18 protein-coding genes and 2 tRNA genes are annotated in these 25,471 nt (G+C 40.6%); 10 read left to right on the plus strand and 10 right to left on the minus strand.

Annotated features, from left to right (window positions below):
* The first annotated feature begins 159 nt into the window (after positions 1-159).
* From ACM0OY_RS15015 to ACM0OY_RS15025, 3 genes are all read left to right on the plus strand, one after another.
* On the plus strand, positions 160-1,611 hold the full coding sequence (locus ACM0OY_RS15015) for an NYN domain-containing protein (protein ID WP_414569639.1): 1,452 nt from the start codon (positions 160-162) through the stop codon (positions 1,609-1,611).
* A gap of 237 nt (positions 1,612-1,848) precedes the next feature.
* Positions 1,849-2,424 carry a TIGR04376 family protein gene (locus tag ACM0OY_RS15020; protein WP_414569640.1) on the plus strand — a complete coding sequence of 192 codons (576 nt, stop codon included), beginning with the start codon at positions 1,849-1,851 and terminating at the stop codon, positions 2,422-2,424.
* 636 nt (positions 2,425-3,060) lie between these two features.
* The gene (locus ACM0OY_RS15025) at positions 3,061-3,621 is read left to right on the plus strand and encodes a nitrate transporter (protein WP_414569641.1); all 561 of its coding nucleotides are present in this window, start codon (positions 3,061-3,063) and stop codon (positions 3,619-3,621) included.
* Positions 3,622-3,807: 186 nt separating this feature from the next.
* Here ACM0OY_RS15025 and ACM0OY_RS15030 read toward each other — a convergent pair whose 3' ends face one another.
* Both ACM0OY_RS15030 and ACM0OY_RS15035 read right to left on the minus strand, forming a co-directional pair.
* Entirely contained in the window at positions 3,808-4,155 is a 348-nt protein-coding gene (locus ACM0OY_RS15030; protein WP_414569642.1) for a hypothetical protein, read from the minus strand.
* Positions 4,156-4,321: 166 nt separating this feature from the next.
* Complete coding sequence (locus tag ACM0OY_RS15035; protein ID WP_414569643.1) at positions 4,322-5,806, minus strand: CIA30 family protein; 1,485 nt, start codon at positions 5,804-5,806, stop codon at positions 4,322-4,324.
* Positions 5,807-6,286: 480 nt separating this feature from the next.
* Between ACM0OY_RS15035 and ACM0OY_RS15040 the strand changes: the two genes are divergently transcribed.
* The gene (locus tag ACM0OY_RS15040; RefSeq protein WP_414569644.1) at positions 6,287-6,817 is read left to right on the plus strand and encodes a DM13 domain-containing protein; all 531 of its coding nucleotides are present in this window, start codon (positions 6,287-6,289) and stop codon (positions 6,815-6,817) included.
* 387 nt (positions 6,818-7,204) lie between these two features.
* On the opposite strand, the gene ACM0OY_RS15045 is transcribed toward ACM0OY_RS15040, so the two are convergent.
* From ACM0OY_RS15045 to ACM0OY_RS15060, 4 genes are all read right to left on the minus strand, one after another.
* Entirely contained in the window at positions 7,205-8,407 is a 1,203-nt protein-coding gene (locus tag ACM0OY_RS15045) for a CapA family protein (protein ID WP_414569645.1), read from the minus strand.
* 201 nt (positions 8,408-8,608) lie between these two features.
* Positions 8,609-8,693, minus strand: a tRNA-Ser gene (locus ACM0OY_RS15050).
* A 96-nt stretch (positions 8,694-8,789) separates the two neighbouring features.
* Positions 8,790-8,912 (minus strand): hypothetical protein, encoded by a 123-nt coding sequence (locus ACM0OY_RS15055; RefSeq protein WP_414569646.1) that lies wholly within the window; start codon positions 8,910-8,912, stop codon positions 8,790-8,792.
* A gap of 230 nt (positions 8,913-9,142) precedes the next feature.
* Positions 9,143-9,216: transfer RNA gene (locus ACM0OY_RS15060), tRNA-Pro, on the minus strand.
* Between the two features lie 136 nt (positions 9,217-9,352).
* Here ACM0OY_RS15060 and lipA point away from each other — a divergent pair.
* The 4 genes from lipA (at position 9,353) to ACM0OY_RS15080 (ending at position 14,170) form a co-directional block, all read left to right on the plus strand.
* On the plus strand, positions 9,353-10,231 hold the full coding sequence (lipA, locus tag ACM0OY_RS15065) for a lipoyl synthase (RefSeq protein ID WP_414569647.1): 879 nt from the start codon (positions 9,353-9,355) through the stop codon (positions 10,229-10,231).
* A gap of 269 nt (positions 10,232-10,500) precedes the next feature.
* Positions 10,501-11,475: an NAD(P)H-dependent glycerol-3-phosphate dehydrogenase gene (locus ACM0OY_RS15070; protein WP_414569648.1), complete on the plus strand. Its 975-nt coding sequence runs from the start codon at positions 10,501-10,503 to the stop codon at positions 11,473-11,475.
* A gap of 615 nt (positions 11,476-12,090) precedes the next feature.
* Positions 12,091-13,341, plus strand: coding sequence for an RNA polymerase sigma factor SigC (sigC, locus tag ACM0OY_RS15075; RefSeq protein WP_414569649.1), 1,251 nt, complete (start codon positions 12,091-12,093; stop codon positions 13,339-13,341).
* 373 nt (positions 13,342-13,714) lie between these two features.
* On the plus strand, positions 13,715-14,170 hold the full coding sequence (locus ACM0OY_RS15080; protein WP_162395449.1) for a Fur family transcriptional regulator: 456 nt from the start codon (positions 13,715-13,717) through the stop codon (positions 14,168-14,170).
* 132 nt (positions 14,171-14,302) lie between these two features.
* Here ACM0OY_RS15080 and ACM0OY_RS15085 read toward each other — a convergent pair whose 3' ends face one another.
* Both ACM0OY_RS15085 and cobN read right to left on the minus strand, forming a co-directional pair.
* Positions 14,303-15,442 (minus strand): peptidoglycan-binding protein, encoded by a 1,140-nt coding sequence (locus ACM0OY_RS15085; protein WP_414569650.1) that lies wholly within the window; start codon positions 15,440-15,442, stop codon positions 14,303-14,305.
* Positions 15,443-15,451: 9 nt separating this feature from the next.
* A complete protein-coding gene (cobN, locus tag ACM0OY_RS15090; protein WP_414569651.1) occupies positions 15,452-19,474 on the minus strand; it encodes a cobaltochelatase subunit CobN in 4,023 nt (1,340 codons plus the stop codon).
* A 319-nt stretch (positions 19,475-19,793) separates the two neighbouring features.
* On the opposite strand from cobN, the gene ACM0OY_RS15095 reads away from it, so the two are divergent.
* Positions 19,794-21,911 carry an ATP-binding protein gene (locus ACM0OY_RS15095; protein WP_414569652.1) on the plus strand — a complete coding sequence of 706 codons (2,118 nt, stop codon included), beginning with the start codon at positions 19,794-19,796 and terminating at the stop codon, positions 21,909-21,911.
* A 163-nt stretch (positions 21,912-22,074) separates the two neighbouring features.
* Here the strand turns inward: ACM0OY_RS15095 and ACM0OY_RS15100 are convergent, their stop codons facing one another.
* Together ACM0OY_RS15100 and ACM0OY_RS15105 are read right to left on the minus strand one after the other, a co-directional pair.
* Positions 22,075-22,905, minus strand: coding sequence for an ATP-grasp domain-containing protein (locus ACM0OY_RS15100; RefSeq protein WP_414569653.1), 831 nt, complete (start codon positions 22,903-22,905; stop codon positions 22,075-22,077).
* A gap of 481 nt (positions 22,906-23,386) precedes the next feature.
* Positions 23,387-24,307 carry a hypothetical protein gene (locus ACM0OY_RS15105; RefSeq protein ID WP_414569654.1) on the minus strand — a complete coding sequence of 307 codons (921 nt, stop codon included), beginning with the start codon at positions 24,305-24,307 and terminating at the stop codon, positions 23,387-23,389.
* Between the two features lie 236 nt (positions 24,308-24,543).
* Between ACM0OY_RS15105 and ACM0OY_RS15110 the strand changes: the two genes are divergently transcribed.
* Positions 24,544-25,464 carry a metallophosphoesterase family protein gene (locus ACM0OY_RS15110; RefSeq protein WP_414569655.1) on the plus strand — a complete coding sequence of 307 codons (921 nt, stop codon included), beginning with the start codon at positions 24,544-24,546 and terminating at the stop codon, positions 25,462-25,464.
* Positions 25,465-25,471: the final 7 nt, after the last annotated feature.

The raw sequence follows: 25,471 nt of genomic DNA on the forward strand, positions 1-25,471 counted from the left end.
GACGCGATGAATCACGTTAGGTATTAAAAATCAGATATATAATCAATACCTTTCCTATTGATTTTGAAGGTTTTGAATTCTGACTTCTGAATTCTTCTGTTAGATACTACACAAAATTGGGAATACTAAACCAAAAGGTGCATTGTTAGGGATTTAGCTATGCCAAATGAAGCTGCTAACGAGGAGCAAACTTTCCTGATTGGCTTATTAAGAGCAACATATCAAAATCAGGAATTATATCCAATTTTGCAAGATAACTTAACTAAACTCAATAATAATTTGGCTTTAATATTACGAAAATGGGTAAGCGATCGCTTTACTAAAGAACCTGCCAACGCTATTAATATAGCCAGAGTCATTGTCAAACTGAGTACAACGATTCAAAGCTTTGAACAAGGCAATCCTGCGATTAATTTGGAAATTGCGATCGCTGGTTATGAAGTGGTTTTACACATTTACAACCGCGAAACATTTCCTAAAGAATCAAATATCGTCCAGCAAGCTTTAGTAACTGCTTATCAGCAACGCCAAGATACGCTTTCCAAAACTCTTGGTGAACTCCAGCAGCAGACTGTTCAAACTCAGACTCAAATTAAGATAGTAACTGAGCAATTACAGCAAGAATTACAACAAGCAAATTTACAATTTAAAGATTTAAACACAATAATTAGGCACTTCAAACAGCAAGAAATTAGTTCGGATTCAACATCTTTGATAACTGAACTTCATGATTTAAAACAGCGCCAGATTCGTTTAGAGGAATTTACTAACACGGCGAATGAACTACCGAAAATCGAGAAGTTCAATACAGCTATTTTTTATGATATTGAAAATTTAACAATGGGCAGAAACGAGCCTAATTTAAATTTTTCTTTAAAACAAATTCAAACTGATGTCGAAAAAGTTGGTATGGTGAATAAAATTGCTATCCAATGTGCTTATGCTGACTGGAGTGATTCGCGCTTAAGGCTACTCAAGAATCAGATTCAAGAACTGGGAATTGAAGCAGTCCAAATTTTTGACTACAGTCATAAACGCAATGCAGCAGATATGCAACTGGCAATTGATGTCATGGAATTAGCTCAGAGTCGCCCTACTTTGGAAGTTTTCGTTATTGTATCAGGGGATGGTGCGTTTGCTGCTTTAGCTAAAAAACTCCATGAATATGGAAAGTCTGTAATTGGATGTGCTTACGAAGGACAAATGAATCGTGTCTTGAAATCTGTTTGTGATCGCTTTCTACCTATACCTGCTCCCCAAGCAAAAACAGAAGATATTCAAGTTACTGAAGTTACTGAAGATAATTTATTAAATGATGAAATCTTTGTCAAAACTAATAAAATATTACAGGAATTGCAGCAGAATAGCCAGCAAGCTAGTCAACTTCAAAAAGCAGGCATTCCCATGTCTCAAATTCATCAAATTTTGAAAAATAACATCCCAAATTTTGACGAAAAGCAAAAAAAATATAATAGTAAATTTACTAACTTTATCAAGATAATTATTGAAGAATCAAATACCAGTTTAGATATTAGCAACAATAAACTTATTTGGAGAGAAAAGTTAAATCAATTTCTAATAGCTCATCAAAAAAATCTATCAAAAGTCTAACTAACTCTAGCATTAATTTAAAATAAATTGCTGTAACTGCTAAAGTTTAACTTAGTTATACTAAATAATCAAAAATGTGCTTTTTTTGACATAAAATTAGTGCGTTTACCTGGAGTTTAACTTTTTTATCAGCAATTTCAATTACTTGATAAAGCAAACTATTAAAATTTACATTCGGCCCGCGATAATAATTACTACAATAAAATAGTCACACACGCGAACTCTGGAGTTCTGGCAGTGGGTTTATTTGATGATTTGAGTCGGTTTCTAGAAAACCGTTTAGAAGAATTCTTGCGTAACAATCCACATTTGGAGTTAGAGGCGCTGCTAGAACAGCTGCGTGAGCAAGAGGAAGATACATTAAAGCTGATTGCAGATTTACAATTACAAGAAAAGCGATCGCAAGACGATATTCTGGCTACAGCTCAAGAAATCCAGCGTTGGCACATCCGCGTTCAAAAAGCCAAAGATGCTGGTAGACAAGATTTGGTGACTGCGGCCAGCGAACGAGAAGCAGCTTTGTTACGAGAAGGAAATCAGCGCTGGGGACAGATGCAAGGGCTGAAAGAACGCATTAATCAATCTCAGGAATTGCTGCGGAAAATTCAGCAGCGACGACAAGAGGTACAAGCTAAAGCTGCTGAAGCACAGACAGCCCGTGCTAAAGCCCAAACCCAGCAGCGGCTGGAAACTAATGGCTGGTGGAATCAACCTAGCAGTTCTTCCAGTGGATTTGACGACTTAGAAGAAAAGTTCCGCCGTTGGGAAACACAAGACGAATTAGAGCAAATGAAGCGAAATATGGGAAAATAATCGCAAATTATACGATATGAAGGATGAAAGTTAAATCATAAAATTTCATCTTTCACATTTTTTATTTTATTGATTATCTGTATTACTAATTACAGGTTTAGCTATAGCAATCTTATTTAATTTGTAAAAATTACAAGACTCAAAATCCCGAGTTATTAGATAAGTCGGGGTTCTGGTTGTTGGTGAGCAAGTCAATTACAGAAATTGTATTCAATTTACTAATCAGGATTTATTTTGATGATAAATTCTAGTAAAGCCAAGTTTTACCTTTTTTTGCACTACTCCTATCTCATTGTCAGAATACCTAAACTTGTTTGAGTAAACACCAAGGAGGAAAAGATATAGGAAATCTTGTAGTGAGAAAAGAGTAAGTTCAATTAAAATCGCTTTTCTATATAGGACTTTTATTTGATTGCGTGAAAAAACTCACCCTCAACTCGAAAAGGCTGATTGCCTATTCCCTAGTACAAAGGCAGTTAATCGCGTCTCTACCTACTCACTGACGGAAATAAATAAGTTCAAAACTTAAAGCACATTACTATAGCAGTCATCAATGATTTGCCAGACATGCTGCTTTGTGCTGTTACCCCAGTATTTCCTACATGTTCTCAATGAGAACTGAGGCATGGAAAAAACATGTTTTTAGAATTTTTAGCCAGCCTGCAACGATTATTTGTTGGTTACATTCCAGCCGCTGTATTGGGTAGTTTCATCGGATATTTCATCGGTATGAATAGCATGGTTTATCAGCTATTCAGGCGCATATTTCAGATACCACATAGTATTCCCCCTATAGCTTTACTACCTATTACTCTATTAGTATTTAGAGAAAGTGAAGCCGCTGCTATTGTCGTAATCTTTTTTGCAACTCTCTGGACAGTAATCATTAATACCGCAATAGGCCTGCGACATTTTCATAGACAAAATAAAAACTTTCGAGTAGCTATATTTCATATATTCCATGCTCTGAAAGTTGGGATTTGGGTAGCATGGTTTACAGTGATTGCCATAGAAATGTTGACAGGCCCAAAAGGACTTGGCTTTATTCTCTGGGATAGTTATAAAACTGGTAACATCGATTCGACTATCGAGGCAATACTCTACATTGGTATTATTGGCTTTTTGCTGGATCAGTTGCTAGATTTTACAGCATATATTCTCTCGGAAATGGTATCAGATAACAAAAAATCTTCCTAGTACCAATTTAGATTTTAGATTTGAGATTGGGAAAGCCTTCTAAATCTGGGTTTAGTGAATCCATCTGTGGCGATCGCTTTTAAAATTGGTATAAAATTTATCAGTCAAAACCGAAGGCGGGCAAGATACCAGCTTCACAAGATGGGATCGTTTATTTGTTATAAATCGCTTATGTAATTGAAATATTCAGCGTGATTCTATTTTAGAAACTCGCTCTTCTAGTTTATTGACTTGTTGTTTCAATTCAATCACCAAGGTTGCAAGCCGATCAAACATCGGATCTTGCTGTGATAAGTTCTGTCTAGAACCTGTTGACTGTCTTGGAGTAAGTGTTGTTCTTGCAGATGGCGATCGGCCGCCTCGATTTAGTTGAGATTCTAGCTGGTTTAACCGCGACTCGACACGATTAAAGTCTGCTTCCAAGTTGTTAAGCCGCGACTCGATTTGCTGGGATGAAGCAGTGTTTGAAAATAATCCGCCCCAAGTAATCGCTGCTAAAATTACAGCAACTATTAGCACCTTGAATTTATTCATATTAATATCTTGCACTGTTCTCAATAATTCTCGGCAGGAGTCAAAATTCAGAATATTCTCATCTTTAAACTCACGAATTTCAGTAAATTTATCATGGTTTTAGCGAACAGTAGGCATTACCCACTCTACAAAAATTACTGACTCCTGAATTCTAACTCCTGACTCCTTATTTATCTTGTTCTAAATTAGAAAATAGCCTCTCCCAATCGATAGAGTTAACAGTATTGTCTCCCTCTTTCACTTCAAACGTAACATTACATGCTTTTGCTACTTTTAGCAGTTGCACGCAAAGTTCTGCGACATCATCACGGCTGATTTTGCCTTTAATATTATCACCTTGCTCAAATATTAATTCCTTAGCACCTGCTTCCTCAGTTAAAGCACAAGGTCGAATAATTGTATAAGGAATTTCGCTCTCTCTTAAACTATCTTCTCCTTTCAACTTCCAAGTTAAAATTCCTCCCAATTGCTCATTTAATTTCACTGCTGGTGGCTCTTCATCTAAATTAATCCCAGGGCGTCCTGGACGAGTTACACCTGCTGAACTAACAAGGATAAATTGGGGTAAATTTGCACCACTATAAGCTTTAATTGATTCCAACTCCAAAGCAAAACCACCTGGAGAAAACTTCGGATTTAAAGCGCCATCATATTCAAATTTGCTCAACATCAGTTGGAATGAACAAATTCTACTCTGTTCAATTGGTGGCGCATCTTTGACAACTTTTGCCCGAAATACAGGAATCAAATCTTTAAAGGGAACGTGAACATCTACCCAGGTATTAGCTACGGTGTCGAAAGAATAGCTATAGCCAATGCCATCCCATTTTGTATCTGTTCGGAGAAAGATTTTATAACGCTGACCGTCACCTTTGACGCGCAATTTCACACCTTCGTAACCAGATAAGTTAAATGGTGGATCGAAATTCTTAGTTCTCACAGAAGCAAATCCGCCAGAGTTGGCAGTGGAAACATTGCCAGTAAACAAAGCTGTATTTTCCACTAATTGGATATTACTAGCACTGACACCACCCATCACGACATCATCCAGCGCCCCCCAAACATCTTTTAATTCTGCTGATGGTTTTGTAAAATCAAATATTAGTTTTTCGTTTGCTTGGGGTAGATATTTTGCTGCTGCTCGGACTAAGTTTTTGACGCCTTGATATTCCACATTTTCTGGAGTGTCACCAACAATTTCTGGTTGATAAAATTTCACACCTTGGTAGTATTTTGCTCTATCTGCTGTGTCTCCTTCTACTGGTTGTACGCGCACTGCTGTACAACAAATTACGGCTTCGATATTAGCCATAACGACAGGAGTTAAAGTTTCTGGTTTGGTGATATCTGCAACTACTAAGTCAACATCATTACTAAGAATTGACCGTGCTTTGTCAATGTCTCTCACCAACGCCCGAACTTTATAACCACGTTCGAGCGATCGCTTTATCACTCGCTTACCTACACCACCTGTGGCACCTGCTACTAATATTACACCCACATTTCTTCCTCCATTGGGTCTATCTTGATTATCCTGAGGACGGCCTTGGATTAATTGCTGTACCCAGTTCAGGAAAGGAATTACCTCAAAGTAAGTCAGGGTTTGGATAAACCTGCCTAAGTCCCATTGAGAACGATTTTTGTCAGTCATATTTGCGTCCTCATAACTTCCTTCACTCTAGCAATTTTGGGGAGTCGCGAGTGGAGAAAATGAGACAGATACGGAGAGTGTGGGGAGATGATAAAAAGCTTCCTACCCTTCCACCCTTCCTACACTCCTAATGCCCAGTCCAATACTACTCGGTTAAGCATTTTGAACTCGGAATTGGGTTTGGGAGAAGGTTAAAGGGTAAAGGTTAAAGGTTTTTCTTTCTCCCTTTCCTTTTCCCCTTAACCGACAAGTATTGATGCCCAGTCCCAGTTGCAACTTCAAAACCTCGTTTAATTACTCGCAGTCTGAAAATTTAAATTTTGCTGAGAAATTTCTAAGAAATTTCTCAACAAAATATCAGCTTTTTAGATATTAATCCTTATATATCCATAATTTTTAAACTAATTATTCAAGTAATAATCAATTTAAAGTTACAGCTAAAAGCTATATTACTTATTGATGCCTTAAAATATTTAAATTATGAAAATCAGACATTTGTTAATTATAAGTTTGTCTTCTCTTGTCATAGCTAGCTGTACCACAGCAGTATCAAATAAGCAATCTAATAAAACTCCTACGGCTGTGAGTGCATCTGTTCCAGTATCTTCAACTCAGACCAAGTCTTTAGCCCAATCAGCACAATCTCAAAATTCAACTTTTATTAAGTCAGGTACGTTTGTTTCTGGAGAACATACAACTCAAGGAACAGTCCGTATTACTACTAAAGACGGTAAATCATTTCTAGAGCTTGAGCAGTCATTTAATACCTCTGAATCAGGGCCAGATTTGGTAGTAATTTTACATCGTTCAGATAACGTCATCAATTCAACTAAGCCACCATCTTATCCCTTAAAAAAGGGAGACTATATCGTTATTGCTCCCTTGCAAAAATACAGTGGTGCTCAAACTTATTCCATTCCTCAAAACATCAATTTAGCAGACTATAAATCTGCTGCTATCTGGTGTCGGAAGTTTAATGCTACTTTTGGTGCTGCCAGTTTGAGTTTGTAAAGATTAATCAAAAACTCAAAGCGAACACGTTGCTAACTAAATTTATTGCCAAGCAGGTTGCAGCAGTCTTTTACTCTGCCTCTTGTCCCCTTTGCCCAATGCCGAACTCCGTATAAAATCTTGAAAGTGAGGAAATTACTATGACAGTCAATCAAAAAAATTATTGCAACAACCAGGACAAGGTTCTTCTTACTGGGTGCTGGGAGATTTATATACGATTTTAGATTGACCTCATAGCTGTTACTTGCACGTTTTTACAGGATAGCCAGGTGCTTGAATAAATAATTTTGGATGAAAGGATTTATTCTACAAATAAAGCAAGCTCGATCTGGGAATTTTTGAGATTTTAAGTTTTGAACTAACAACCCAAAATTTGAAATCTAAAATCTAAAATTTCTTTTCAAAAGAGGGCGATCGCTGTGATTTTTGATGTAGAATAATTTCGCCTTTGTTATTAATCTTCACCGGGTTTTTTGGAAAAGCTTGATTATTCAAATGGCGCATAAGTTTCACAGTCCTCAAATGCCGATCTACTTGAGGAATTCCCTGTTTATCCATACGAATGGGAATAATTTTACTCGATACCAAGTTTCCAGATGAATTGAGTTTGACCTCTAAAATTAGTGAGTCACCTGCTTGAGCATTTGTAGATAAAGTCCGATATCCCAAAAAATTTCCTAAAGAATAAGCTATGATTTTATTCTTATAAATTTCCATTGCTCTCGGAACATGAGGACCGTGTCCCAGTACTAAATCTGCTCCCGCATCAATCATTTTTCTGGCAAAATTGATTGAATTACCTCGGTTTTCTCCATAAAAAAACTCTGTCTCATTCTTAACGTGTAATGCCTCCGTTCCTTCGGCTCCAGCGTGCATCGATACTATTACAATGTTGGCATTATTTTTCGCTTCTGCTACGAGCTTTTCGGCTGCTGCTAAATTATGGATCGAATTATACATTTCATAAGGAGAAAAACCAATCATCCCTATACGAATATTGTTAACTTTTAGATAGAGAATTTGATTTTTATGACCTAATGTAGCAATGCCCACAGCCTCCAGATTCTTCTTTGTATCTTTGAACCCTACTAAACCAAAGTCCATTGCATGATTATTTGCCATATTGAATACATTAAAACCAGCCTTAGCAAATAACTGAGCATATGCAGGTGGCGAGCGAAATGCAAAGACTTGTCCTCGAGTAATATCTTTAGTAGTGTATGGATAATTAGTTAAACTACTTTCAAAGTTACCAAATAAAATATCAGATCCTTGGAAGTGGGTTCTTACTGATTTTGGTAATAATTGATCTCGAAAGCGGGGTAATCTGTAGTTAGGAAAATTTGTACCAGGAATAATATCTCCAACAGCTTTAATGGTAATGGTGTCTGCAAAGGCTTGTTTTTTTGATGTTGGTTGCGTAGATTCAGGTAAGGCTAATGGTAACAAACCAGATTCAGCAGGTGTAGTAGCAGCGTTTGTTCGCTGTGATTGCCCAAGCCGAACCACAACTCCTACACCAATACCCAGATAAAAACAGACACCAATAAAAGCAAACGAAACTGCTTGCCCCAAGCTTGTATTCGCCATCGTTCACTCCTCACACGATGGCATTAGTTTATCCTAAAAATCTGTGTTGGCGATGTATCTTTTAGTGTTTTATAGCAAATATCAGGCTAAGTAATTACTGAAGTATAGTCGTTCTAGCTTGGGTGCAATACATCTGGTAATTGGATAGTCACAGCCGAGACTTCTGAATTCTAGCGTGAGTTGTACGACTATTTTTTTTAACGGAGAGGGGGGGATTCGAACCCCCGTTGAGTTTCCCCAAAACGCATTTCGAGTGCGTCACCATGAACCGCTCGGACACCTCTCCAGGTATTTATTCACAGATTTGAAATTTATTTACATTCAAATCTTGCAAGATTAGGGAAATGTCTAGTGCATCCCCTTTACTATTATAGCATTTCAATTAATCAAGCGATCGCTTGAATTCACCTTTACTAAGATATGTAGGCATCCAAAAAGACATCACATAATTTATCCTAATATTGAGATACGCGATCGCCAAACCTACGAGATAAGCTTTAGACAAGCAGCAGAAAAACTGCACAGGAGTGTTTGGACAGCAGAAAGACTAGTTATGGAGTATCAGGAAAAAAGACTGATATTAAACTCCACATCAATAAAGTCGGCGACACTAATTTGTTAACAAATTTCACAAGCAAATCAACGACATTATTTTGTTAAAACAACAAATAATTTGTCAATAACGACACTAATGTGTTAACAACGACAAATAATGTGCGAATGTACAACTACAAATCGGGATGACTGGATTCGAACCAGCGGCCCCTTCGTCCCGAACGAAGTGCGCTACCAAGCTGCGCTACATCCCGCCAAAAAAACGGCACTATAAATCAAAAATATCACAACCCGTGCCAAATGACAAAATTATATCTATATATAATCACTTCACCAAAGGCTTTGCTTGCTACCATAAAATTTGTACAACTTTAGTGGTAAAAGCGGATTGTGACTGTAAAACCAGACTGGTTGCGGGTGAAAGCACCTCAGCGTGAGCGCATCGGTAACGTTAAAGACATTTTGCGGGATTTAGCCCTCAATACAGTTTGCGAGGAAGCGTCCTGTCCGAATATTGGTGAATGCTTTAACGCTGGCACTGCCACGTTTTTGATTATGGGACCTGCTTGTACACGGGCTTGTCCCTACTGCGATATAGATTTTGAGAAAAAACCCAAAGCATTAGACCCCACGGAACCTGCACGACTAGCGGAAGCTGTTCGCCGCATGAAACTTAATCATGTGGTAATCACTTCTGTAAACCGAGATGATTTGGCAGATGGTGGTGCATCTCAGTTTGTAGGGTGTATTGATGCAGTTCGTACCGTCTCACCTAATACCACAATTGAAGTTCTAATTCCTGACTTGTGCGGTAATTGGAATGCTTTAGAGTTAATTCTCCAAGCGGTACCAGATGTGTTAAACCATAATACGGAAACTGTTCCGCGTTTGTATCGTCGGGTGCGTCCCCAAGGCAACTACGATCGCACATTAGAATTATTGCAGCGAACTCGCCAACTTTCTCCTAGCACCTACACTAAATCCGGTATCATGGTTGGACTCGGTGAAACTGACGCCGAAATCCGCCAAGTCATGGAAGACTTACGAACTGTAGATTGCGACATTTTAACAATTGGGCAATATCTCCAACCCAGTCAAAAACACCTGAAAGTAAATGATTTTATCCACCCAGAACAATTTGCTGCTTGGAAGGCATTCGGCGAAGAAATAGGATTTTTACAAGTCGTTTCTTCACCATTGACAAGAAGCTCATATCATGCAGAAGAAGTCAGGGAATTAATGGAACGTTATCCCCGCACCCAATTTTAGATTTTGCGAAAAGTCGGAGCGCTGGTCTCCGGCGATAGCGCAGCGTTAGCGAACCTGCGAGCGTCTGGCTTCTCTACGAAACGCTGCGGGAACGCCAACGCTAAGAGCGAACTGAACTTTTCAAGACAGATTTTAGATTGGTGAGTGAAGAGATGGAGAAATGGGGAGTGGGTAGAGACGCGATTAATCGCGTCTCTATGGGAGTGGGGAGAGGGGAAGAAAAATTTTTGTCTTTCCTTGTGAGCGCAACTCATGGAGTCTCTTGAGTAATGACTAATCAAAAATCCGAAATCATTCGACTGAGCGTAGCCGAAGTCCAAAATCCAAAATCCGTTGCAATTCTGGGTGCAGGTGCTTGGGGTACGGCGCTGGCAAATCTGGCAGCAGCGAATGGCCATGAGGTGCGTCTATGGTCGCGTCATGGTTCTCAAACTCTCGAAGCAGTACTCAAAGATGTCCAAATAATCCTGTCGGCTATCTCTATGACAGGTGTCAGGGATGTTGCTTCCCAAGTACACTCTTTCCCTGTTTCTCCAGAGACAATTTTTATCACAGCAACGAAGGGCTTAGATCCCCAAACCATCTGTACACCGTCACAAATTTGGCAAACAATATTCCCTAACCATGGAGTAGTTGTTCTGTCAGGGCCGAATTTATCTAAAGAAATTGAACAAGAATTACCAGCAGCAACGGTGGTAGCCAGTAATATCCCCACGGCTGCTGAACTAGTGCAGTTAGTATTTTCTTCACATCGTTTCCGGGTATATACCAATCCCGATCCCCTTGGCGTAGAACTAGGGGGAACTTTAAAAAATGTCATTGCGATCGCTGCTGGTGTGTGCGATGGTTTACAGCTGGGAACCAATGCCAAAGCTGCTTTAGTCACCCGTGGACTTACAGAAATAATTCGCGTCGGTAACGACTGGGGCGCAAAGACGGAAACATTTTATGGTTTATCGGGTCTAGGAGATTTGTTAGCAACCTGCAACAGTCCCTTAAGTCGCAATTACCAAGTCGGCTATCAGCTAGCTAGTGGTAAAACACTTAGAGATATTCTGGCAAACTTACAAGGAACTGCTGAGGGAGTTAACACTTGTCGGGTTTTGATCCAACGAGCCAAGCAACAAAATATTGCTGTGCCAATTACCGAGCAAGTTTATCGCTTACTTCAGGGTGATATCACACCCCGACAAGCACTTGATGAACTAATGTTGCGAGATATCAAGCCTGAGTATAACTACTAGTAGTCGGATACGGAGATGCGGGCATACGGGGACACCGAGACGCAAGGACACGGAGGGAAGTCGGAGCGCCGGCTTCCGGCGATCTGAACTTCGGGGGATACGGGGACGCGGAGAATTTATCACAAATAGTCTCCTCATCACCGCGTCTTCTTACCCTACCGCTACTAATCAGTTTTCTGTTATATATTAGTTAAACTTATACCCAAATAATCCTGAGAAAAAATTGGTAAATCGTCAGGATATTACTTTCGTAGTCATGTAAATGTGACTATGACAAATATAAACAAGATATTCACTGAACTATGTTTATACAGTGTGACAAAAATAACTATCAAAAACCATCAAATTTGAAATCTTAACTAAGTAGTTTAGATATTGAAAGCCTAGCTGCGGATTTGAATAGCTATTGGTTCAATCAGAAGCTTAGCAGGCGATTAAGTTCAGTAATAATGTATTCAATAAAACCATTACCTGAATTTTCTAAAAAAATTGTAATGGAATCCTCTACCGTGTTAGTTCATCGTGAATCACGGGAACAATAGCAACAGTTGAATAGCTGACCGTAATCTTAAGCTGACCCTAATCTATTGTTACCTGGAGCCATTGAGACGTTTTATGCCAGCAACATCTTTTTATGCAGATGCCGCCTACAATACCCAAAAGTCCCGCCAGGTTTTGGACTCGGATCTCACGGTTGATGAGAGTGAGTTATCGGTAGACGATCTACAGGAGTTAGAAATGGCTTCTGTTGACCATGCTAGCTTTGCTGCTAACGCCAACCGCCGTAGTACAGATCTTGTACGTCTATATCTTCAGGAAATTGGTCGGGTTAGGTTGTTAGGGCGGGACGAAGAGGTTTCAGAAGCTCAAAAAGTTCAGCGTTACTTGCGGATGCGGATAGTACTTGCTAATGCCGCAAAGCAAGGAGATGAGGTAATTTCACCTTATCAGAAGTTAATTGAAGTTCAAGAGCGTCTAACTTCAGAACTAGGACATCGCCCGTCTTTGGAAAGATGGGCTACTACTGCTGGTGTCATGGTATCGGATCTCAGACCGATTTTGGCAGATGGCAAACGTCGCTGGGCTGAAATAGCCAAATTGACAGTAGAAGAGTTGGAGCAAATTCAGTCCCAAGGACTCCAGGCAAAAGAACACATGATTAAGGCTAATCTTCGCCTGGTTGTGTCTGTTGCTAAGAAGTATCAAAATCGTGGTTTGGAATTGTTGGATTTAGTCCAAGAAGGTACTTTAGGTTTGGAAAGGGCCGTAGAAAAATTTGACCCAACTAAGGGTTATCGCTTCAGTACCTATGCTTACTGGTGGATTCGTCAGGGAATTACAAGGGCGATCGCTACTTCTAGTCGCACAATTCGCCTACCTGTTCATATTACAGAAAAGTTAAACAAAATCAAAAAAGCCCAACGCAAAATTGCTCAAGAAAAAGGGCGCACTCCGACTCTAGAGGATCTAGCAACTGAGTTGGAAATGACACCTACACAAGTGCGTGAAGTTTTGTTGCGGGTTCCTCGCTCCGTTTCTTTGGAAACCAAAGTAGGAAAGGATAAAGATACTGAGTTAGGAGAATTACTCGAAACTGACAATGTAACTCCAGAAGAGATGTTAATGCGAGAATCTTTACAAAAAGACTTGCATCATCTTCTGTCAGATTTGACTAGCCGGGAACGCGACGTGATTTTGATGCGATTTGGTTTGGCCGATGGTCATCCTTACTCCTTAGCAGAAATTGGACGCGCTCTCGACTTATCCCGGGAACGAGTACGACAAATTGAATCCAAGGCTTTACAAAAGCTACGCCAACCCAAGCGTCGCAACCTCATCCGCGATTATTTGGAGTCTCTAAGTTAGTCAATGGCCATTTGTTATTAGTCCTCTTTGGCAAAGTCTGAGTGCCGCAAGTCGGCGCTCAGACTTTGCGCTTTGTCATTTGAAAACTTTATCTACCAGTGATTAGCGACAAAGAACTGCATTTGATCGCCAGACACAAAACTTATTAGAAGCTTATAGCCAATTATTGGCATCTAAGCGTAGATTACTTTCCCTAGACCTTTGTTCAGAATATCCTGAAGGTAGAGATCAATTGTTAGCGGATTTTTCATCAATATTTGATGAGTTTTTCTTAAGCATTTAGTAAAGATTCTCAATAGGCAATGATTGTTGCAAATTGCTCCCAAGATTTGTTATATTCTCAACTAACAGGCTTTGTTGAGAAATATTAGCTATGACTGTCTACACAACTACTTCACTCAAGGCAGAACTGAACGAACGAGGCTGGCGTTTAACTCCCCAGCGCGAAACAATTTTACACATTTTTCAAGAACTTCCGCAAGGTGAACATCTGAGTGCGGAAGATCTTTATCACCGATTAGAAACTGATGGCGAAGGGATCAGTCTGTCAACTATTTATCGGACTTTGAAGTTGATGGCAAGAATGGGGATTCTACGGGAATTAGAACTAGGTGAGGGACATAAGCATTATGAACTTAACCAGCCCTATCCGCATCACCATCATCACTTAATTTGTGTTCGCTGCAACTCAACAATTGAGTTTAAAAATGACTCAATTTTAAAAATTGGGGCGAAAACTGCTCAAAAAGAAGGTTTTCACCTGCTTGACTGTCAAATGACCATCCATGCGGTGTGTCCCAAGTGCCAACGAGCGCTGATGCCGCTTTAAGAATTGGGTAGATAAAAAAACGAAACTACTCAAATTAACCAAATAAGTGGAATTTTGAGCAGTTCCTTTCTTTGCTGTTACTGGAGGCAAGCAACCAGTTGAGGACTGATACTAACAACACCAAAGCGGATGCTAAAAGCGTCCGCTCTTAAGATCCTTGAGACTAATGCCGTAGAACTCTTGGGCTTGTTTAATTGCTTTTTTGGTGTCATCTGCCATTACACCGTTGAGCTTGCCTTTATAAAAACCGCGCTCCCGTAATCGCGTTTGGATTTCCAGAACACTAAAGTCGCTTTTCGGAGCAGTATTTATTGAGCTATATAACTTAGCTCTAGTAGTTGGGCCAGCAACGCCACTTGCTGCCAGGAAATTAGCTGCCTGAAATCTCTTGACAGCATCCGCAGTGTAGGGACCATAGTAGCCATTTGGCTCTCCCTCTAAATATCCTGCTTGAATTAGGTGTTCTTGAAGCAATCTAACTGGCTCACCGCGATCGCCAAGGCGGAGTTTATCTCGATTTGCTACCTTTTTAGGAGCTTCTTCTCCATCACCCACACCAAATGGTGGCAATTTACCTAATGTTGCTGGACCAACAACCCCATCAACACTTAAGTTGTAAGAATCTTGGAAGCGCTTAACAGCTTCTTCTGTAATCGGGCCAAATATTCCTGTGGCATTCCCGTAATAAAAGCCTGCAACTCTTAAGCGTTCTTGCAAGACTCTAACATCTTCGCCTTCATCTCCCTTCATCAAATAGTTGGAATTGCGGCGTTGGTTGCTTGCTGAACTAGCTGAACTCGTAGTGCTGGTTTTTTTAGCTTGTGTAGTCGCAGCACTAGTTTTTTTAGCTTGTGTTGCTGCGGTACTAGGCTTTTTAGGTTGCCAGTTTTCTAATTTTTGCAGGGTGGTTGGACCGACAACACCGTTTACTTGTATGCCAGCAGCCTTTTGGAAGCGTCGCACAGATTCTTCTGTGGATACGTCATATACTTGGGTAATAGGAGCTTGATAAAAACCTGCTGATTTTAACTTTTGTTGTAAATTCCTGACAGAAGGCCCTTGATCGCCTTTTTCCAGTGCCATGACGCTGCTGACAGCACTGAGAATAGACAAAGACAGAGCAAGGGGCAGCATATACTTCCAGGCCTTTCCAGAAAGCCGCCCCCAGTCTGGTGCAGTTGCTTTGTTTAACAAAGAACTGAGCGAAATCAATTCACTGGGTGTGCCGTCCTCATAGGCATAAGCTAGGTGTAAATACGCAAGATTCTCCATATTTTTTTCCTACACCATTGATTTTTCTTCGATAACTGCTTCAGCTTGATGTACTAGGTTTCTCAAAGTTTCTAATGTTCCTAGATTTACATCCTGCCATAAATTGCGCTTGTATGCTTCTATTAATCTTTCAGCAATATCACGCAGTGCATAAGGGTTCTTTTCCTCAATGAATTCCAAGACAACTGGATCGAGTAAATAAGCTTGTACAATGCCTTGATACATATAATCTTCGACACATTTAGTTGTAGCATCATAGGCGAATAAATAGTCCACCGTCGCCGCCATTTCAAAAGCACCTTTATAACCGTGACGCATGACTCCGGCAATCCACTTAGGATTAACTACGCGAGAACGATACACTCGTGCGATTTCTTCTCTCAGTTCGCGGATTCGCGGTTGGGCGGGTATAGAATGATCCCCAAAATAGATTTGGGGATTTTTTCCTTGTAGAGAACGCACCGCTGCCGTTAACCCTCCCTGAAATTGGTAATAATCATCAGAATCGAGTAGGTCGTGTTCGCGGTTATCTTGATTGTGGAGTACAACTTGCATTTGGGCTAACCGTTGCTCGAAGATTTCGGGAGTGGGGAGTGGGGAGTGGGAATTAGGAAGATCTCCTGCCCCCTGCTCCCCTGCCCCCTGCCCTTCTGCCCCTGCTGAGGAGTAGGCGTAACAACTCCAGTTGATGTAGGCGCGAGCTAAGTCTTGGTCATCTGTCCAGTTTTGTGATTCGATTAAACCTTGGAGTCCGGCGCCGTAAGCACCTGGACGAGAACCAAAGATGCGATAAAGCGATCGCACTTTTGCTGCTTCTAAAGTTAAACCTTGTTGAGTCCACAAATCAGTCTCTTGGCGAACTGCAACGGCGAGGGGATTTTGTTCCGGGGGTTCGTCCAAGTTTGCCACTGCTGTCACTGCTTGAGCGAATAAATCAATTAAGTTGGGAAAAGCATCGCGGAAGAATCCGGAAATTCGCAAGGTAACATCTACGCGCGGACGCCCCAAAACTGCCAGAGGCAAAATCTCAAAATCGACGACTCGCCGTGCTGCACCATCCCAAACTGGTCGTACTCCCAGTAAAGCCAAAGCCTCGGCAATATCATCACCTCCTGTTCTCATGGTGGCAGTTCCCCACAGTGATAAACCTAGTGTTTTTGGGTACTCACCATGTTCTTGGGTGTAATATTCAATCAAGGTTTCAGCGGCTTTCCTGCCGACATCCCAAGCTGTTTCTGTGGGAATGGCGCGAATATCCACAGAATAAAAGTTTCTCCCAGTTGGTAGAACTTCCGGGCGGCCGCGGGTGGGTGCGCCAGATGGGGCGCTTGGGACGTACCCACCATCGAGTCCGTGTAATAAATGGGCAATCTCTTGATCGGTTTGTTGTAAAGCAGGAAGCAAGCGATGGCGTATCCAATTGAGAACGGTGGGGAGTGGGGAGTGGGGAGTGGGGAGTGGGGGGGATGAGGGAGATGGTGAGATGGGGAGTTCTGAATTCTGGCTGATGAGTTGTTCTACTAGAAAAGCGGCGTGTTCTTCTAGGACTTCAACAATATCACCGATGGTGCGACATTCTGTGCCATTAATTACTGAATATTGACCACTAGTCATGGACAGGTCTGCTGTGAGGGGGTCGAAGTCTAGACCCCAATCTTGGGCTATGGCACGGGTAATGCCTAAAGAATAGCGATTGGGTATGCGAGCGATCGCTACTATTAAATCTCTTAATTGCTGTCCTTGAGGGCATTGCCCAAAAATGTGTAAGCCATCACGGATTTGAGCTTCTTTGAGTTCACAAAGATAACCATCTAAAGAATTCAAAATTGAAAATTCTGAATTTAAAACTTGTTCGTTTGGGATTCCTAAATCTAGATGTAAATTTTCTTTAAGAATCAGTTCGCGGATGCGATCGCGAATTGCTGGTAAACGGGAAGGATCTAAACTTTCCGCTTCATAATACTCATCAATTAGATTTTCTAACTGTTGTAAAGAACCGTAGAGTTCCGCACGAGTCATGGGCGGCGTCAGGTGATCTATAATCACTGCTTGGGCGCGGCGTTTGGCTTGAGAACCTTCACCAGGGTCATTCACAATAAACGGGTAAAGGTGGGGAAGTGCGCCGAAAGCTACTTCTGGGTAACAATTACTCGATAAAGCCACACTTTTACCGGGTAGCCATTCTAAATTTCCGTGTTTGCCCACATGAACTACAGCATCAGCACCAAAACTTTCTCTAACCCAATAGTAAAAAGCCAAATAAGCATGGGTTGGTTCTAAATCTGGTGCATGATAATTCAAGCTCGGGTCATTATCATAGCCCCTTGGTGGCTGAATTCCCACGAAGATGTTGCCGAGTTGAATTCCGGGAACGGGAAAGGAGGACACGGGGAAAGAACTCTCCGCGTCCCCGCGTCTCCCACTCTTTGCGTCCTCTTCCATTCCCCACCGTTCACTAATACCTTGCCTAACTTGTTCTGGCAAAGAAGCGAAATACTCTTGATATTCTGTCCAAGAAAGACTTTGCTGCACCGGACGCCATTCTCGACTTTCCGGATCGTTGGTGACGCCAGATGTTAGCCGTTGAATCAACTCATCTCCTTGAGCAGGTGGATTTTCTACTTGGTATCCAGCTTGGTGTAAAGCTTGCAGAATTTCTGTGCAACTAGCTGGAGTATCGAGTCCTACACCATTAGCTAGGCGTCCATTGCGGTTGGGGTAGTTTGCCAGAATTAGAGCAATTCGCCGCTCTTGGGGTGGTTTTGAACGCAGACGCACCCAATTTGCTGCTAATTGAGCAACGAACTCGATGCGATCGCTCACTGGTTCATAAACTACCACATCTGTCTCTAAATCGGAATTACGAGTTTGCACCGCTTTAAAAGAGACAGCACGAGTAATAATTCGCCCATCTACTTCTGGTAGCGCTACATTCATCCCAATATCGCGGGGAGAAAGCCCTTTAAACTGTAACTCCCACTGTTCAACTGACCCGCCACTGAGGATAACTTGCAATACAGGCACATCTAACTTTTCCCAAAGTTCGGTTTGGGGTGTCTCGCTTTCTAACCTTGCTAGAGAAAAACTGGTGGTATTCAGTAGCAGTCCAATTGCTTCGGCTTCTTTGGGTTGAAAAAATTCACTCAACTCAAGTTGAACATCCGGTTCGCGCAATGACGAAACAAAAATTGGTACAGGTTGTAAATTTTTCTGTACCAAGGCTTGGCATAGAGCATCAATTACCTTAGTGTTTCCCGCCAAATAATGGGCGCGGTAGAAAAGGATGCCAACTTTGGGGACTGGGGATTGAAAACTTTGAGGTTCAGAGGTGGATGAATCCAGTTCAGAGGTGGATGAATCCAGTTGAGAGGTGGATAAATCCAGTTCAGAGGTGGATGAATCCAGTTCAGAGGTGGATGAACCCAGTTCTAACTCTCCTTTGCCCCTTTGCCCCTGTGCCCCTTTGCCCCTGTGCCCCTCCATTCTCCATTGATACAATCCCACACGCGGGATGTGCTGGGGTGGTGGAGGATTGTATGCAGTTAACAAACAAGTGTCGGCGATAAATTGCAGAGCATTGACAAAATTTTCTACACCGCCTTCGCTAAAATACTGCCATACCTGATTAACAATGCCCAAAGGCACGGTAGACTGGGAGATTAATTCGGGATCGAGACTGTCGTCTCCGGGCATTACAATAAGGGTTGTACCATTACGTTGCACAATTTCCTGGACTACTTCTAAGCCATAAGCCCAGTAGGAACGTCCTCCTAAGAGGCGCAAAATTATTACCTGGGCATGTTCTAAAACTTGTTCTGCATAAGTATCTATACTTAATTGTTGCTGCAATTGCAACAGGTTGGCGACTCTGAATGTAGGAAAGTGTGCAGGTAATTTTGGAACGGCAGCTGCCAAGGTTTGAATATCGGTATCAGCAGCCGTAATCAAAACCAAGGTCGCTGGAGTTTGTTCTATAAAAATTAAACTCTCTGACTGATTCAATCCACCTGATATGCCACTAATACGATGCATAATCTTGTATTACCGTCTTAAACTATTGGTTAGTACAGAATAAAAAAGGAGTTAGAATTCAGAATTTGTGAATTCAGAATTCAGAAGCCTCCATACTTTGATATATGGAGTTTTAACAAGGAAGAATTTTGAACTTTATTTCGCCTACAAGGGGACGAGGTTTTGACTAATACTCATTACAAACTCAAACTCCGATTTCTCACTGAATTCTGAGGTCTTGGGGGAGCGTCTCGATTTTTGCTCCTGAGTTCTGAGTTTTTCTTAAGAAAAATAAACTTTCGTCCTTGCATACAGCCCTCTCTTACCATAATGATTGAAAATGCTGAGTTCTCCTGATTTGAGCTTTTCTCGAACCTTGCCTATTGTTGTATTCAATCAGCTTGGGGAATTGTTAGAGCAGATGGCTCAAACGGTGGGAAGTCCGGCTCTGGTAATGACAGAGGCGATGTTGGCGTCGATTCGCATACCTGTGGAGTGGGACAAGCAAAGGTTTACAGTAGTACTTTCTGAACAATTTAGTGCGCTGTTGCTGGGAAATTTGGAGGCAGATGTAGCTTTAGCTTCTGGTAGGGTGGGAGATCGGGGAGAACAACTACCTGCTCAGAACTCAGAACTCAGCACTGGGCACTCAGGAATCAATGCTACATTGACATTTAATTCGGAGGCGATCGCCTCTTTTATATTGCAATTGAGAGATTTGTTTGAGTGCAATTCCAATACTTACCAAAATCTCGAACGCTATGGCCAAGTTATTAGGGCTAATGACTCTAAGCTCCAAAGTAAATTTACGCTGTTGTTATTAGAATATTTTCTAACTCAGCCAAGCCAAGAAATAATACCACCTCCAAGTGCAATTGGACCGGCTGTTTATATTTGCCAGCCAGTAGAAGATGCCCTCAAAAAACAAGTTTCCCAAGAACAGCTGTTAAATCAGGTAACAACGCAGATCCGCAAAAGCATGGATTTGCCAGTAATTATGGCAACGGCAATTACACAGGTGCGTGAGTTTCTGGAATTAGACAGATTAGTAATTTATAAATTTCAGGGTTCCAAAGTCAAGACTCAACAATACCAGCTTGATAGTATTGATTTCAATGGCACGGCACTGACTACAACACAGGGAATTTTAGCTAGTAGTATCAAACCGGAAATCTCAATTCGAGGAAGGCAAGGCTTAGGTTTTTCCTCCGATAACGATAATGGTATACCCTCAACTTCTGTGTCAGTAAATAGTCAATCTTTAGCAGAAGAGTATCAAAAGTATCGGGGTTATATCGTCTATGAAGCTCGTGGTAAAGATAATATTATATCGGTGTTGAATTATAGAGAAAGAAATTGCTTTTTCCCAACCTCTAGATGTTGGGAGAAGTATCGCCAAGGCTTCACTTTAGCTGTGGATGATGTCGAAAAAACTTATGCTTTAGAAGAGTGTTTGTTAAATTTTTTAAGGGAATGCAAAGTCCGGGCAAAGTTGGCTGCACCGATTATCTTTGAGGAAAAACTCTGGGGATTGTTAATTGCTCATCAGTGCGATAATCCACGTCAGTGGACTGATAGCGAAAAAAATTTGCTGAGTTCGATCGCCGAACAATTAGCGATCGCTATTCACCAAGCTGAGTTAATGCAAACCCTCACCCAAGAAAAACAAAGGCTGGAAGAACGAGTTATTGAACGTACAAGGGCGCTACGTGATGCCTTACTGGCTGCTGAAGCTGCTAGCCGGCTCAGAAGTGAATTTCTCGCTACCATCAGTCATGAATTACTCACGCCTTTAACTTATGTGATTGGGATGTCTTCGACGTTGTTACGTTGGCCTTTGGGTGAATTAAGTCAACGACAACGCGATTATCTGCAAACAATCCACGATAGTGGAGAACATTTATTAGAAATGATCAATGACATCCTTGATTTATCACAAATCGAGGCTGGTAAGGCAGCTTTAAATATTTCGGAATTTTCTTTGGTGAATGTTGCCCAAAGAACTATAGAATCACTGGAACAAAAAGCAACAAGCCAACAAGTAAATCTCAAACTTGATTTGCAAATCGATCCGCAGCGCGATCGCTTTATCGCTGACTCCGAACGAGTAGAACAAATTCTCTGGAATCTGTTAACTAATGCTATCAAATTCACTCCGGAAAATGGCAGTGTTACTTTGCGTCTTTGGGTGGAAGACGATACCGCTATTTTTCAAGTGGAAGACACGGGAATTGGTATTCCCGAAGAACAATTACCATTATTGTTTGAGAAGTTTCAGCAACTCGATACACCCTATCGCCGCCGCTATGAAGGTACTGGACTGGGACTAGCTTTAACTAAACAACTTGTAGAACTCCATCGGGGTCGAATTGAAGTAGAATCAACTGTGAGTGTTGGCTCAATTTTTTCTGTATGGATACCAACTCAAACAATGAAAGTGCATAGTAGTGAGTTGTGAGTGAGGAGTTTGCAGTGAGGAGTTAATAAGTAGATGGATCTAAATAAATATAAGATAGTTCGTCATTGCATTCGCCCTTGGCGTTCGCAATGACATTTGTATTTAATTTCGCCCAGCTACTTATTATCTTACCTGCACCATACGCCATGCCCAATGCCTTAAATTATTTTGAAGCTAAACTAGTTAGAATTTTTTCAAAAACTTTCAACGCATGTTCTTTTCCATTGTCTCTGGTGAAAATAGTAAAATTGGGATGAGAATTAATTTCAATTAACCAATATTGGTTATCTTTATCTAATACTATATCTAAGCCACCATAATCAAGGTCTAATTCTTCAAAAATGGGTTTGGTAAAATTATCAATCTCTGACAATATTTTTGGATCGCTGATATATTTTGCTTTGGCGCCATCCCAGTGGAGAGGACTTAAGTTACCTGCAAAATTCGCGTTACTTATATCTTTTTCATAGAGTAAAACTAACTCTTTATTTAAGAAAACTGCTCTATATTCAGATTTTATGGGAATTAATTCTTGAGCAATAGCGACATAATCATACTTATTACTAATATTAAAAATTTCTTTTAAAGCATTTTCAATTTCATCTTGATTATGGCATAAAAAGACGTTGTGTCCGCTGGAGCCAGAATTTCTTTTTACAATCACAGGTGTTTCAAAATTTTCCTTAATTTCTAAGATAATATCTTGAATAGTCGGAAATTTTAAATACATCTTGTATCGTGAGTCACAAAAAGGTGAAAGAAAACCTATTGTGCGAGGAACTTTAATCTTTTTATTTAAAATATGATAAGTATATTCCTTATCTTTGACAATTTTTGACACTGCTTGATTAATTAAAGGAGTGCTATAATTACAAAAATAGTGGTGTTTGTTATTCAATTTTATTTTGATTAAATTTTCAGCAGGATAAATAATTTCATAGCTGATGTTTAAGTTTTCACAAGCTTGGAGCAATAGCGAAACGTTGTCTAACATAAATGCTTGAAGCTGGGCTGATAAGTTAAGTGTTTAGTAAAAATTCAGAATTCAGAATTAATAAGACTTTCAGACATAAGCTTAATAATTTTAATAAAATTAGGAAGCCATAGCATACTTAATTTTTAATCATTCGGAATTTTTACAGTATTTATAAAAATTCAGAAGAGAAGCTTTGTTAGAATTGATAAATATCAATTGAGAGCTTTTTCTAAATTGCTAACATTATCTTTTGCTAAAGCTTTTGATAAAAGCCATTCTCTAAAATACACCTATTTAGTAGATAATGCAACAGTTTATCATCAATTTTATAGCGAATACAAAAATGGGATAAACACAGATTTTACACTTAACCAAGAAATCTATTATTTATTTTATTTTTTTCACAAGCTCGGACTCTTAGGGCGTTGCATAAACAAGGGATGAAATTTAGATATTGAAATCTAAAAATCCTGATTCTCAAAATATGCAACGCCAATTTCTAAGTTGTTGTTGAACTTGTTGCTTGTCGTTTAAAGATTACCATTTGGGTACCAACAACTGGGTTACGCGCTATCAGGCGATTTTGGGAGTCGATAATTTCTAAATGAGTAAAATCAAGTTGTTGAGAGCGTTGTAAAATTTCGGCAGCGAGTTTATCCTGTTGAGATTCTGGGAGAGTGTACCAATCGTCGTTAATTTTGACAGTCAGATTACTTGTGCGGAAGTTCGCTTGAATTGACTTTATCAGACCAGAGGCAATGCGATCGCTAATTTCGGCTACCTGATTTTCAATAGCCACAATTAACGCTTGTTCGGGTGTCAATTCTATAGCTGGTGTTGGTGTTGGCGTTGGCGTTGGTGTTGGGGTTGGCGTGGGAATTACTTCTGGTTCCGGTTCTGGTTGTTGTGGTGGCGTAATTTCCTCTGGTGGTTGTTGTGCTTCTGGCGGCGGCGTAGTTTCCTCTGGTAGCTGTGGTTCTGGTATGACTGACTCCGGTGGAGTAGTTATTGTTGGTGTTGGTATGGGAACCTCCTCAACCGGAGGAAGTGTCGCTACTTCCGTAGGTTTACCTGTAAAGATAGTCGTAGTTGTCCAAACGAGAATTACAGCAATTCCGGTAATAATTCCCGTCAAAGCTGTATCTGATAACTTTGTTGATAAATTTGATGGCAAAAATAAGCGGACTGTCCTTAATAGTCCACCCCAGCGCAACTGAAGCTGTTGCAAAAAACCAGGGGTTTCTTCAGCACCGGGTGGGGGTGCTGTCTCCAGTTTTTGGACTGTTACTTCTAAAACCCCAATTGTCCCTCGGAGAATTTGGATAATTTTAGCCTTCCAAATTGGCTGAACTCTCTGGTAAGGTTTTTGGGGAGGTTGAGTTACCTGCTCATCGGTCGGTTTTGGATTGTCTTGTGACATGGAACTTTCACCAAAAGCAGCGAATCAAAGACAAACAACGTACATTAGACCTCTTGCAAAAATAGTTTTGCAAGAGGGGGAAAGGGAAAAGGTTAAAGGGAAAGGGTTTTTTCTTACCCCTTTCCCCACTTCTGCAAGAAGTCTATTATTACTGGTGCTGCCTCTTTTGCCTTAATGTATCACTTCATTGCACATTACTTGTGCGGAAACTGACTATTTATTAAATTTGGTGAGTTATGAACCTGAAACGCCGTCAATTTTTATTTTTAAGTAGCCTGGGCGCCATCGGTACAGGATTTTTGGGCTGGATGTTAAGCGAGCAAAATTATCAAAATGCTGATATTAGCGATTCTACAACAGCCATAGCTGCCAACCCGGCTAAAAAAGACTTGTTATTACGTTTTGTGTCTGTTGCAGATACAGGAACCGGTGCTAAAGGACAGTATGCTGTAGCTGGGGCAATGAATTTTTATCACAAACAAAATCCTTATGATTTAGTCGTTTTAGCCGGAGATAACATTTACAACAACGGCGAAATTGAGAAAATTAGCGCAGTTTTTGAGCGTCCCTATCAAGCTTTGCTCAAGCAAGGGGTGAAATTTCAAGCTTGTTTAGGTAATCACGATATTCGTACCGCAAATGGCGATCCACAAGTGAAGTATGTCGGTTTTAATATGAACGGTAGAAGATATTATACTTTCCGCCGTGGAGCAGTACAATTTTTTGCTTTAGATACTAATAGTAATGCTGATTGGAAAAACCAGTTACCTTGGTTAGAAAAAGAATTAAGCCGCAGTAATGCTGCTTGGAAAGTTGTATTTGGTCATCATCCTATTTATGCATCTGGTGTATATGGAAGTAATCCAGAGTTTATTAAAACTTTTACTCCATTATTTCAAAAGTACGGCGTTCAAGTTTATATCAATGGTCACGAACATCATTATGAACGCACGCGTCCAATTAATGGAACGACTTATTTAATTACTGGTGGTGGTGCGGGTACTCGTCCTGTAGGGCGTTCTGAGTGGACAGAATATTCTGCTGAGAAGTTGAGTTTTGCGGCGTATGAGGTATATCAAGATAGAATAGAAGTAAGTGCGATCGCTACTAATAATCGCGTTTTCGATAAAGGTATTATTCAATTGAAATCAGCTTAATTAAACT

The organism is Nostoc sp. CCY 9925 (assembly GCF_963920935.1).
In the GTDB taxonomy this organism is placed as follows: domain Bacteria; phylum Cyanobacteriota; class Cyanobacteriia; order Cyanobacteriales; family Nostocaceae; genus Nostoc.